Origin of the sequence: Rhizobium sp. NFR03 (genome assembly GCF_900111275.1) — a bacterium.
GTDB lineage: Bacteria > Pseudomonadota > Alphaproteobacteria > Rhizobiales > Rhizobiaceae > Ferranicluibacter.
In genome coordinates this window covers 226,742-238,576 of the sequence record NZ_FOGR01000003.1, presented here as the reverse complement: position 1 = coordinate 238,576, position 11,835 = coordinate 226,742, and the positions used below count along the sequence as shown (strand labels likewise).

Here is an 11,835-nt window from a genome sequence, read left to right as displayed (position 1 = left end):
ACGATGGCCACTGAAACCACCGGTAAGACGGTTACTGTCGAGCAGATCGGCAGCCCCATCCGCCGCCCCGCCAGCCAGCGTGCAACGCTGATTGGCCTGGGTCTCAACAAGATGCACCGGGTGCGCACGCTGGAAGACACACCTTCCGTTCGCGGCATGATCCGGTCCGTCCAGCACCTCGTCCGCGTTATCGACGAGAAGTGAGGGAGATACCATCATGAAGCTGAATGAAATCAGAGACAACGAAGGTGCCACCCATTCGCGCAAGCGTCTTGGCCGTGGTATCGGCTCCGGCTCCGGCAAGACGGCAGGTCGTGGTGTCAAGGGTCAGAAGGCCCGTTCCGGCGTCGCGATCAATGGCTTTGAAGGCGGTCAGATGCCCATCTACCGTCGCCTTCCGAAGCGCGGCTTCAACAACATCTTCCGTTCGGATTTTGTTGTCGTGTCGCTCGGCCGTATCCAGACCGCCATCGACGCCAAGAAGCTCGACGCTTCCGCAACGATCGATGCTGCGGCCCTGAAGGCTGCCGGCATCATCCGTCGCGCACGTGACGGCGTTCGCGTTCTTTCGGACGGCGAGCTGACGGGGAAGGTGACGATCGAAGTCGCCGGCGCCTCGCAGTCCGCTATCGAGAAGATCGAGAAGGCTGGCGGCTCCATCAAGCTGCTGTCCGTCAAGCCGGTCGCTGCCAGCGAATAATCTTGAAGACAGGCCGCCCGGGGTGCTACACACCGGGCGGTTTATTGCGTCTGGAGGACGCGCGGTGCGCGCGGGCGAGACGTGAGGGGCAGGGGGAGGTCGGCCGCGTGGCCAGCGTCTCCATGCCGGATCTTCTGAGGCGAACGGTGGACATTCCCAGCGGATGTGACGATATGCCTGAAGATATCGACAAGCGCATGATTGCTCTTTCAATCGATTTGGTTCTAAGACGTCGTGCAGAAACGTAATTGAAGCTTTTCCGGAGTCGGCCGGGTCTGACGCCGCGGGTTCGGAACTGGCTACGCGGAGAATCGCATGGCTTCTGCAGCGGAACAGCTCGCCTCCAATCTCAATTTCAAGACGTTCGCGAAGGCGGAGGACCTCAAGAAGCGCCTCTGGTTTACGCTCGGCGCGCTGCTGGTCTATCGGCTCGGCACCTATATCCCGCTTCCGGGTCTCAATCCCGATGCGTTCGCCCAGGCTTTTCAGGGGCAGAGCGGCGGCATCCTCGGTCTTTTCAACATGTTTTCCGGCGGCGCGGTCTCGCGCATGGCGATCTTCGCTTTGGGAATCATGCCCTATATTTCGGCTTCGATCATTGTCCAGCTCATGACGTCCGTCGTGCCGTCTCTGGAGCAGCTGAAGAAGGAAGGCGAGCAGGGCCGCAAGATCATCAACCAGTACACGCGTTACGGCACGGTTCTGCTCGGTCTGCTGCAGGCCTACGGTATTGCAGTCGGCCTTGAGAGCGGCAGTGGCCTCGTGAACGATCCGGGCTGGTTCTTCCGCATCTCAACGGTCATCTCGCTGCTCGGCGGCACGATGTTCCTGATGTGGCTCGGCGAGCAGATCACCTCGCGCGGTATCGGCAACGGCATCTCGCTTATCATCTTCGCTGGCATCGTGGCGCATCTTCCCACGGCTCTTGCAGGCACTCTGGAGCTCGGCCGTACCGGTGCACTCTCAACGCCGCTGATTCTCGGCATCATCATCATGGTCGTCGGCGTCATCGCGCTCATCGTCTTCGTGGAGCGCGCGCAGCGCCGCCTGCTGATCCAGTATCCGAAGCGCCAGGTCGGCAACCGCATGTTCCAGGGCGACACGTCGCACCTGCCGCTGAAGTTGAATACCGCCGGCGTTATCCCCGCTATTTTCGCGTCTTCGCTACTCTTGCTGCCTGCAACGCTTGCCGGCTTCGCAGACAGCGCCACGCTTCCGGGCTGGGCAACCACGATCGTCGGTTCGCTTGCGCATGGCCAGCCGCTCTACATGGTGCTCTACGCCGCTATGATCGCGTTCTTTGCCTTCTTCTACACGGCGATCGTCTTCAATCCGAAGGACACGGCCGACAATCTGAAGAAGCACGGCGGGTTCATTCTCGGCATTCGTCCGGGGGAACGTACGGCTGAGTACATCGACTACGTCCTGACCCGCATTACCGTCATCGGGGCGATTTACCTGATCTTTGTCTGCATTCTGCCGGAATTTGTTATCGCGCAGACCGGGGTGCCGTTCTACCTTGGTGGTACGTCGCTTTTGATTGTTGTCAGTGTGACGCTTGATACCGTAGCACAGATCCAGGGTCATCTGATTGCCCAGCAGTACGAGGGCCTGATCAAGAAGTCGAAGTTGCGTGGAGGGAAGAGGGGCCGATGAGACTGATATTTTTAGGACCGCCCGGAGCCGGTAAGGGGACACAGGCCAAGCTTCTGACGGAGCGCTTCGGCATTCCTCAGTTGTCGACCGGTGACATGCTGCGCGCCGCTGTCGCGGAGGAGAGCGCTGTCGGTAAGCGGGCGAAGGCGGTCATGGACGCCGGTCAGCTCGTTTCCGACGAGATTGTCAACGAGATCGTCTCGGATCGCATCGATGCGGATGACTGTGCCAACGGTTTCATTCTGGATGGCTATCCGCGGACGGTTCCGCAGGCCGTAGCGCTGGGGCACATGCTCGAGAGCAAAGGGCTGAAACTGGATGCCGTCATCGAGCTTAAGGTCGATGAGGCTGCTCTTTTGCGGCGTATCGAGAATCGAGTCGCGGAAACTTTGGCCGCAGGTGGCAAAGTTCGCTCGGATGACAATCCAGAATCGGTTAAGAAGCGTCTCGTCGAATATCGCGAGAAGACCGCACCGCTTTCGCAGCATTATGCGAAGACCGGCCAGCTGAAGACGCTGGACGGAATGGCGCCTGTGGAGACTGTTACGCGACAGATCAACGAGATTCTTGCTTCGGCTGCGGCTGAAGCCTGACGATACCGGGCGCAAAGCCTTGTAGGATAAGAAAAGGACTGGCCGGGAGTTGACTTTTCCGGCCGATTCCGTCTAAAGACCGCCCTAACTCGCAACATGCAGGGGAATGGCGCGGATTTCATACGTGAAGTCCGGGCTCGGCATTTGTCCCGTGTTCCGAACGAGAATTGAAACTGACGGCTATTCAAGGCTGCATAGAAGCACCTATTGCCGGATGGCAACTGGAAGCAAGGAGAACAGACGTGGCTCGTATCGCTGGCGTCAACATCCCGACGGCAAAGCGCGTTGTTATCGCGCTGACCTATATTCACGGGATCGGACCGAAATTCGCACAGGAAATCGTCGCAAAGGTCGGTATCCCGGCTGAACGCCGCGTGCATCAGCTGACGGATGCTGAAGTTCTTCAGATCCGCGAGGCCATCGACCGCGAATACCAGGTCGAAGGCGACCTGCGTCGCGAGACGTCGATGAACATCAAGCGTCTGATGGACCTTGGCTGCTACCGCGGCCTGCGTCATCGTCGCTCGCTGCCCGTTCGCGGCCAGCGCACGCACACCAATGCCCGCACCCGCAAGGGCCCGGCAAAGGCGATTGCTGGCAAGAAGAAATAATCTCCCGGTGACGGGGGTGAGGAGGCTGGTGCAAAGCGCCGGCCTCTTTTTGGTATGTCGGAGATGGCTTGGCCATTATTCGGTGGAGCTGCTGGAAATACGGCAGCGTTGATATCGCCGCGATGCCGGGGAGCCTCTGGAAGGTTCCGGCGTCGCTGATGAAAGTGGGGAGCGAGTCTCCCCGGTGTAGCCGCTGGAATTACGGCGGTGCAGAGATCCGTGAAAGGGTAAACATGGCCAAGGAAGCCACACGCGTACGTCGTCGCGAACGCAAGAATATCTCGACGGGCGTCGCCCACGTGAACTCGTCCTTCAACAACACGATGATCACGATTACCGATGCGCAGGGCAATGCCATTGCATGGTCGTCGGCCGGCTCGAAGGGCTTCAAGGGCTCGCGCAAGTCGACGCCGTTCGCAGCTCAGATCGCCGCTGAAGATGCTGCCAAGAAGGCGCAGGAACACGGCATGAAGACGCTCGAAGTCGAAGTCACCGGTCCGGGTTCCGGTCGTGAATCGGCTCTGCGCGCACTGCAGGCAGCCGGCTTCATGATCACGTCCATCCGTGACGTGACGCCGATCCCGCACAATGGTTGCCGTCCTCGCAAGAAGCGCCGCGTCTAATACGCGCTCGTCATCAGGTCCGGCGGGAGATTGCTCTCGCCGGCGCTTCAGGGCTCCGTTGCCACGAATGGATGGTGGCAACGAACGGAAGGCAAAACATATGATTCAGAAAAACTGGCAGGAACTGATCAAGCCGAACAAGGTCGAGTTCACGTCTTCCGGTCGCACCAAGGTTAGCCTTGTCGCGGAACCGCTGGAGCGTGGCTTCGGTCTGACCCTCGGCAACGCGCTGCGCCGCGTTCTTCTCTCGTCGCTCCGCGGGGCTGCCGTAACGGCCGTGCAGATCGACGGCGTTCTACACGAATTCTCCTCGATCCCGGGCGTTCGCGAAGATGTCACCGACATCGTTCTGAACATCAAGGAAATCGCCATCAAGATGGACGGCGACGATGCCAAGCGCATGGTCGTTCGCAAGCAGGGCCCGGGTGTTGTCACGGCTGGCGACATCCAGACGGTCGGCGATATCGAGATCCTGAACCCGAACCATGTTATCTGCACGCTCGACGAGGGCGCGGAGATCCGCATGGAGTTCACGGTCAACAACGGCAAGGGCTATGTTCCTGCGGATCGCAACCGTTCGGAAGATGCACCCATTGGCCTCATCCCGGTCGACAGCCTTTATTCGCCGGTCAAGAAAGTGTCCTACAAGGTGGAAAACACCCGTGAAGGCCAAGTTCTCGACTACGACAAACTGTCGATGACCATTGAGACCGACGGTTCCGTGACTGGTGAAGATGCCGTTGCTTTCGCAGCGCGTATTCTCCAGGATCAGCTCGGCGTCTTCGTTAACTTCGACGAACCGCAGAAGGAAGCCGAAGAGGAAGCCGTTACCGAACTCGCGTTCAACCCGGCTCTTCTCAAGAAGGTGGACGAACTCGAACTGTCCGTTCGCTCGGCAAACTGCCTGAAGAACGACAACATCGTCTACATCGGCGACCTCATTCAGAAGACGGAAGCCGAAATGCTCCGGACTCCGAACTTCGGCCGCAAGTCGCTGAACGAAATCAAGGAAGTTCTCGCTTCCATGGGCCTGCATCTCGGCATGGAAGTGCCCGCATGGCCGCCTGAGAACATCGAAGATCTCGCAAAGCGTTACGAAGACCAATACTAAGAACAGACAAGGCAGGTCCAAACTCTGCCTTTCCCCGTCAAACAGCAGGCCCGGCCGGAAACGGCGCGGTGCCTGTATGTGCCAGGAAACGGCAGGTACTCCAGAGAGAGCGACACCTGCATAAAGGAGAATAGCCATGCGCCACCAGAAAGCCGGCCGCAAGCTGAACCGTACCGCCAGCCACCGTAAGGCGATGTTCGCCAACATGGCGGCTTCGCTGATCCAGCACGAGCAGATCATCACGACGCTGCCGAAGGCCAAGGAAATCCGCCCGATCGTCGAAAAGCTCGTCACGCTCGGCAAGCGCGGCGACCTTCACGCTCGTCGTCAGGCCATCTCGCAGATCCGTGACGTCACCGTCGTCGCCAAGCTCTTCGACGCCATCGCAACCCGTTACGCGACCCGCAACGGCGGCTACCTTCGCATCATGAAGGCTGGCTACCGTCAGGGCGACAATGCTCCGATCGCTGTCATCGAGTTCGTTGATCGTGACGTTGACGCGAAGGGCGCAGCCGACAAGGCCCGCGTTGCAGCTGAAGCGGACGCCGCCGAAGCAGCCTGATTCTTTCAGGCATGTGAGTTTGAAAACAGCCGGGCGAAAGTCCGGCTGTTTTCGTTTGTATAGGTCTACCGGCGGCTCACAGCCGGAAGAACGGTGCGCGCCATGCTTTTGCCGAAGACGATGTCTTTGCTTTCGCAGCGCTTCATCCTATTTCTCACGAAGAGTGCATTTCCAGGCGGTGCCTGTTCGCTTCGCCTTTGGACAATGCCATAGAACTAGAGACGGGAGTTTTGCGATGAGCCGATCATCGTCTAAACTTCTGGCTATCCTCGTTTCATCAAGGGTTCTCCATGCGCCGTTCGCCAGTGTCGCTCGTCCTATCCGGTATTGCCGGCCTCGTCATTATCACGTTCCTTGCGCACTTCGTCGCGCCCACCGATCTCAGTGTGTCCTATCCCACGGTCGACCAGTTGAAGACGAGCGCTGTGACGACACCCGTTGCCAGCAGGAGCACTGCGCCGGATGGGACGACCAAGGCGGTCCCCGAGAGCCGGGCGGACATGCAGATGTCGTTCTCACCGCTCGTCAAGCAGACGGCGAATGCTGTGGTGAACGTCTATGCGGAAAAGCTTGTGGAGAGCCGCTCTCCGCTCGCCGATGATCCTTTCCTCCAGCAGTTCTTCGGCCAGCGGATGCCGAACCGGTCGGAGAAACAGTCGTCGCTCGGGTCTGGCGTGATCGTCGGAGCGGATGGCATCGTCGTCACGAACAACCATGTCATCGAGGGCGCTGATGACATCAAGGTCGCGCTGGCGGATGGGCGCGAGTTCGAATCGAAGGTCGTGCTGAAAGACGATCGGCTGGATCTCGCTGTCCTCAAGATCGAGGGTAACGTCCCGTTTCAGACGATCCCGCTGGGTGATTCGGATAGCGTCGAGGTCGGAGATCTCGTGCTTGCCATCGGTAATCCGTTTGGCGTGGGCCAGACGGTCACAAGCGGCATCGTGTCAGCTCTTGCACGCAATCAGGTCACTCCGGGCAGCGATTTCGGCTTCTTCATTCAGACCGATGCCGCGATCAATCCGGGTAATTCGGGCGGTGGCCTGATAGACATGAAGGGGGAGCTGATCGGCATCAACACTGCGATCTTCTCTCGCGGCGGCGGGTCGAATGGCGTCGGGTTCGCTATTCCTGCCAATCTCGTCAAGGTCTTCATCGAGTCGGCAAAGGGCGGAACGGGCAGCTTCGTACGTCCCTTCATCGGTGCGAGCTTCGAGCCGGTGACGTCGGAAGTCGCCGACGCCCTCGGGCTCGATCGGGCGCGGGGGGCGCTGGTAAGTTCCGTGATCGAGGGTGGCCCGGCCGAGAAGGCCGGCATCCGTCCTGGTGAAGTCGTCACTGCCGTCAATGGTATCCCGGTCGAACATCCCGATGCGCTTGGCTACCGCCTGACCACTGTCGGCATCGGCAAGGATGCTCGGCTGAGCGTTGCTGATAACGGCAAGGTTCGCGATGTGGTGCTGCGGCTCGAACGGGCGCCGGAAACGGCTCCGCGCGATGAGAGGCTGATCGAGGGCCGTACGCCGTTTTCCGGCGCTGTCGTCGGTAATCTGTCGCCGCGGCTTGCCGATGAACTTCGCATGCCGGCAACGTCCGAAGGGGTCGTGATCACAGCGATCAACCGAGGTTCGCCAGCCGCGCGTGTCGGCTTTGCACCGAAGGACGTCATCATCGCGGTGAATGGCGTGCCCATCGACAAGACCGAGACGCTGGTCAAGGTGGCGGCGGGCGATCCCGCATTCTGGCGCGTCGAGATCCTGCGTGATGGGCAGCGGATCCGCCAGTTCTTCCGATGAGCGATCTGTTTGCGCCGCATGAGCCGGAGGGAATGCTGGCGAAGCGACCGCTTGCGGATCGGCTGCGGCCGCAGAGCCTGGCGGATGTGACCGGGCAGGCGCACCTGACGGGAGAAGACGGCGCGTTGCGGCGCATGATCGATTCCGGGTCTCTTGGCTCCATGATCTTCTGGGGCCCGCCGGGCACGGGCAAGACGACCGTGGCGCGGCTCCTTTCGGGCGAGACCGGGCTGGCCTTCGAGCAGATCTCGGCGATCTTTTCCGGCGTGGCCGATCTCAAGAAGGTCTTCGAGACGGCCCGTGCCCGGCGCATGTCCGGCCGGCAGACGTTGCTCTTCGTGGACGAGATCCACCGGTTCAATCGGGCGCAACAAGATAGCTTTCTGCCGGTCATGGAAGACGGTACGATCATCCTCGTCGGCGCAACGACGGAGAATCCATCCTTCGAACTGAATGCGGCTCTCCTGTCGCGCGCGCGTGTGCTGACCTTCCGCTCCCATGACGCGGAGAGCCTGGCAGAGCTTCTAGGGCGGGCAGAAGCGACGGAAGGCAAGCCTCTGCCGCTCGACGAAGATGCGCGGGCAAGCCTCATCCGCATGGCGGACGGCGACGGGCGCGCTGCTCTGACGCTGGCCGAAGAGGTCTGGCGTGCCGCGCGCAAAGGAGAGACCTTCGACGTCGCCGGGCTGCAGGAGGTGGTCCAGCGCCGGGCGCCGGTCTACGACAAGGGACAGGACGGCCACTACAATCTCATCTCCGCGCTCCACAAGGCGGTCCGAGGATCGGACCCCGATGCGGCACTCTATTATCTTTGCCGCATGTTCGATGCGGGGGAGGATCCGCTTTATCTCGGACGCCGGCTTGTTCGCATGGCTGTCGAGGATATCGGACTGGCCGATCCGCAAGCCCTTGTGATCTGCAACGCGGCCAAGGACGCCTACGACTATCTGGGCTCGCCGGAGGGGGAACTCGCGCTGGCGCAGGCCTGCGTCTACCTCGCGACCGCGCCGAAGTCGAATGCTGTCTATACGGCGTACAAGGCAGCCATGCGTGCGGCCAAGCAGAACGGATCGCTGCTGCCACCCAAGCACATTCTGAATGCGCCGACCAAGCTGATGAAGGGCGAGGGCTACGGGGATGGCTACCGCTACGATCATGACGAGCCGGATGCGTTCTCCGGGCAGGATTATTTCCCCGAAAAGATGGGCCGGCAGACCTTCTACGATCCCCCGGAACGCGGCTTCGAGCGTGATATTCGCAAGCGGCTGGACTGGTGGGACAAGCTGCGCAAGGAGCGAGGCGGAGCTGGCTGACGATTGCGCGATGCCAGCCGATGTGGCATAAGCGACGCAGCGGACGACCGCGAATTCATATCACCGCGGGGACGGCCTCGCTCCTAGCAGGAGTGATCTCCATGTCCTGGTTTCTGCTTTTCCTCGCCGGACTTTTCGAAATCGGTTGGGCTATCGGCCTGAAATATACCGAAGGTTTCTCAAAACCACTTCCCACCATGCTGACCATTGCCGCCATGATTGCGAGCATTGTGCTGCTCGGGATGGCCTTGCGCACCCTGCCGCTCGGAACGGCATATGCGATATGGACGGGGATCGGAACGGTCGGCACCGTCATCCTTGGCATCGTTCTGTTTGCGGAGCCGGCAACCGCCCTTCGGCTTGGCTGCATCGGCCTGATCGTCGCAGGCATTGCCGGGCTTAAACTGACGGCCTGAACTCAGGTCGTTCGGAGCGAATCAAGCACCGCGTTTGCCGCCTGCATGTCGCGCCAGCGCAGTTCGCGGCGCTGGAAGGCTTCGTCATCCGTGCCCCAATGTTCGATTTGCCAATCTTCGTCCAGATGGGCAAGCGCCCAGGCCTCAACCACGCTCAGACGACCCTCGGCGATGGCGAGTGGCAGGATGGCGGAGCCGGTCAGCGTCGTCATCGCGTGAAGAGCGGAGAGACCGAGCGGTGTCGCATAGGCCCGCAACGCTTCGGCAAAGGCCGAAATAGCCGCTTGCGGCTGACGCTGGTGAATCACGCCTTCGGCGAGAATAAACCGAGCGCCAAAGGTTTCCGAAACCCAGGAGAGAACAGGATCCCATTGCGCCTGCTGACGGGCGACAAGCCCTTCCGGCTGGTCTGCGCGATAACACAGCATATCCGTGCCGGCAAAGTTCAGAATGTCATCGAACACGCCGCGAATATCCTTCGCCACGCCATCAAGCGCGGTGTTGACCAGACGCGTGACGGGCATGGTGGCGGGATCGATGTTCTCGACCTGCGCTTCCCATTCCGCTGCCAGAAGCTCGGCCAGGCTTTCGGTCGGTACCGCCAGCACCTGCTTGGCGGGTGTCTTGACCGTGCGCCCGTCCAGCAGGACGGCAAAGCCGTCGCCCTCGCTGCGGCCGATCGAGACATCCTTGTAGAACCGCTTTGGCAGAGGCTTGAGCATCTGGATCTGTGCGCGGCGAACCGGGTCGGGATCGCTGAAGGTGTTTTCAAAATCGTCGCGGATATCAGGCATGCGCAGTCTCCAGCAGGGCAAGTATATCGTCCGGCGTCTGGACGATATGGTCGGCGCCGGCGGCAAGCAGGGCGCTTGTGGGCGCATAACCCCAGGAAACGCCGATCGCCGTCGCTCCCGCACTTTTTGCCATCTGCATATCGTAAATCGCATCGCCGATGACAAGCGTGTCGAGCGGATCAAAACCGGTTTCCGCGCAGCATTCGGTGACCATGGCAGGATGCGGCTTGGACGGACAATCGTCCGCAGTGCGCGAAACCTTGAAGTCGAAGCCGTGCGACGTGCGGATCATGTCCAGCCCGCGCCCGGATTTGCCCGTAACGGCACCGATCACCAGATCGTCCCGGTGCGAGAGCGTTTCCATCATGGCGGCGATGCCGGGGAATGGCGCTTCGGAAATGCCCGAGGCACGGACGTTCGTGTAGATGGCTTTGTAATGCGCCGTCATCGCAAGCGCCTGTTCGTTGACATGCGGTTCGCCCGTCAGTCGGGCGATTGCAATGTCCAAGGTCAGGCCAATGATCGACTTTGTGTTCTCAAGCGCCGGTGGCGCGAGGCCGAAGGTTTCGAAGGTCAGCGCCATCGTCGCATGGATCAGGCCGGCGCTGTCCACCAGCGTGCCGTCGCAATCGAACAGGACGAGCCGCATCATTCCTCTCCGGCATTGGCCATATCGAAACCGAAGAGGTTCCATGTCTGGACCATGTGCTGGGGCATCGGCGCCGTTATCGTCAGGCGGCCACCATCCGGATGCGGAATATCGATTTTACGGGCATGAAGGTGAAGGCGGTTCTGGACACCGCTTGGGAAATTCCAGCTGGGGGCATCGTCGAAATATTTGGGATCGCCGAGAATGGGATGGCCGATATGCAGGGCGTGGACACGCAACTGGTGCGTCCGGCCGGTATAGGGCTCCATTTCCAGCCACGCGAAGTTCTGGCCTGCCTGCTCCAGAACGCGGTAGTAGGATATCGCATGGTCCGCGCCATCGTCGCCGTGGCGGGCGATGCGCATCCGGTCGCCGTCCGGGGTCTGCTCCTTGACCAGCCAGCTGGAGATCTTGTCTTCGCGCTTGCGTGGCACGCCCTTGACCAGCGACCAATAGGTTTTTTTCGTATCGCGCTCGCGAAACGCGCCTGTCAGTTTCTGGGCAGCACCGCGGGTACGGGCAACGACCAGAACGCCGGACGTGTCGCGATCGAGCCTGTGCACGAGGCGGGGCTTCTCGCCCTTCGGGCTGGTCCACGCTTCCAGCATCTGGTCGATATGGCGGTTGAGGCCGGAGCCGCCCTGCACGGCGATGCCCGGCGGCTTGTTCAGCACGATCACCTTGGCATCTTCATGCAGCAGCATACGGGAGAGAAGCTCGTGGTCAGACGAGTGCTTCAGGTCGTGGTTCGGGATCGGTCCCGTCTTGCGATTTTCATCGACATCCATCGGGGGAATACGGATGGACTGGCCGGCTTCCACGCGGAAGTCGGATTTGACACGGCCGCCGTTCACGCGGACCTGACCGGAGCGGAGCAGCTTCTGGAGAGGCCCGAACCCGAGACCGGGATAATGCACCTTGAACCAGCGATCGAGGCGCATGCCGTTTTCGTCGGCTTCCACCGTCTTGTGCTCGATACCCGCCATGTCAGTGGTCTTTCGTCCTAGGCGG

At 60.8% G+C, this 11,835-nt stretch carries 14 protein-coding genes; 11 read left to right on the top strand and 3 right to left on the bottom strand.

Going from position 1 to position 11,835, the window contains the following annotated elements:
- Window positions 1-3: 3 nt before the first annotated feature.
- The 11 genes from rpmD to sugE all read left to right on the top strand — a co-directional run bounded on the left by rpmD (window position 4) and on the right by sugE (window position 9,381).
- The gene (rpmD, locus tag BSG19_RS10865) at window positions 4-204 is read left to right on the top strand and encodes a 50S ribosomal protein L30 (RefSeq protein WP_062596574.1); all 201 of its coding nucleotides are present in this window, start codon (window positions 4-6) and stop codon (window positions 202-204) included.
- 13 nt (window positions 205-217) lie between these two features.
- Complete coding sequence (rplO, locus tag BSG19_RS10860; RefSeq protein WP_092987775.1) at window positions 218-700, top strand: 50S ribosomal protein L15; 483 nt, start codon at window positions 218-220, stop codon at window positions 698-700.
- Between the two features lie 315 nt (window positions 701-1,015).
- Complete coding sequence (gene secY / locus BSG19_RS10855) at window positions 1,016-2,356, top strand: preprotein translocase subunit SecY (RefSeq protein ID WP_092987773.1); 1,341 nt, start codon at window positions 1,016-1,018, stop codon at window positions 2,354-2,356.
- Window positions 2,353-2,949 (top strand): adenylate kinase, encoded by a 597-nt coding sequence (locus tag BSG19_RS10850; RefSeq protein WP_092987771.1) that lies wholly within the window; start codon window positions 2,353-2,355, stop codon window positions 2,947-2,949. Before secY ends, BSG19_RS10850 begins: the two co-directional genes overlap by 4 nt.
- Before the next feature lie 242 nt (window positions 2,950-3,191).
- Window positions 3,192-3,560 (top strand): 30S ribosomal protein S13, encoded by a 369-nt coding sequence (gene rpsM, locus BSG19_RS10845; RefSeq protein WP_062596570.1) that lies wholly within the window; start codon window positions 3,192-3,194, stop codon window positions 3,558-3,560.
- 233 nt (window positions 3,561-3,793) lie between these two features.
- Window positions 3,794-4,183, top strand: coding sequence for a 30S ribosomal protein S11 (gene rpsK / locus BSG19_RS10840; RefSeq protein WP_062468256.1), 390 nt, complete (start codon window positions 3,794-3,796; stop codon window positions 4,181-4,183).
- Window positions 4,184-4,283: 100 nt separating this feature from the next.
- Window positions 4,284-5,294 carry a DNA-directed RNA polymerase subunit alpha gene (locus BSG19_RS10835; protein ID WP_062468254.1) on the top strand — a complete coding sequence of 337 codons (1,011 nt, stop codon included), beginning with the start codon at window positions 4,284-4,286 and terminating at the stop codon, window positions 5,292-5,294.
- A 136-nt stretch (window positions 5,295-5,430) separates the two neighbouring features.
- Complete coding sequence (gene rplQ, locus BSG19_RS10830; RefSeq protein WP_062596569.1) at window positions 5,431-5,856, top strand: 50S ribosomal protein L17; 426 nt, start codon at window positions 5,431-5,433, stop codon at window positions 5,854-5,856.
- Between the two features lie 290 nt (window positions 5,857-6,146).
- Window positions 6,147-7,652, top strand: coding sequence for a DegQ family serine endoprotease (locus BSG19_RS10825; protein ID WP_092987769.1), 1,506 nt, complete (start codon window positions 6,147-6,149; stop codon window positions 7,650-7,652).
- Window positions 7,649-8,965: a replication-associated recombination protein A gene (locus tag BSG19_RS10820; RefSeq protein WP_092987767.1), complete on the top strand. Its 1,317-nt coding sequence runs from the start codon at window positions 7,649-7,651 to the stop codon at window positions 8,963-8,965. The genes BSG19_RS10825 and BSG19_RS10820 overlap by 4 nt, the downstream gene beginning before the upstream one ends.
- 101 nt (window positions 8,966-9,066) lie before the next feature.
- On the top strand, window positions 9,067-9,381 hold the full coding sequence (sugE, locus tag BSG19_RS10815) for a quaternary ammonium compound efflux SMR transporter SugE (protein WP_092987765.1): 315 nt from the start codon (window positions 9,067-9,069) through the stop codon (window positions 9,379-9,381).
- Between the two features lie 2 nt (window positions 9,382-9,383).
- Here sugE and BSG19_RS10810 read toward each other — a convergent pair whose 3' ends face one another.
- From BSG19_RS10810 to BSG19_RS10800, 3 genes are read right to left on the bottom strand one after another with little or no spacing between them, the layout of a single operon-like run.
- Window positions 9,384-10,175: an ATP12 family chaperone protein gene (locus tag BSG19_RS10810; RefSeq protein WP_092987763.1), complete on the bottom strand. Its 792-nt coding sequence runs from the start codon at window positions 10,173-10,175 to the stop codon at window positions 9,384-9,386.
- Window positions 10,168-10,824: an HAD-IA family hydrolase gene (locus BSG19_RS10805; RefSeq protein ID WP_092987761.1), complete on the bottom strand. Its 657-nt coding sequence runs from the start codon at window positions 10,822-10,824 to the stop codon at window positions 10,168-10,170. The genes BSG19_RS10810 and BSG19_RS10805 overlap by 8 nt, the downstream gene beginning before the upstream one ends.
- Window positions 10,824-11,810, bottom strand: coding sequence for an RluA family pseudouridine synthase (locus tag BSG19_RS10800; protein WP_092987759.1), 987 nt, complete (start codon window positions 11,808-11,810; stop codon window positions 10,824-10,826). The genes BSG19_RS10805 and BSG19_RS10800 overlap by 1 nt, the downstream gene beginning before the upstream one ends.
- Between the last annotated feature and the right edge of the window lie 25 nt (window positions 11,811-11,835).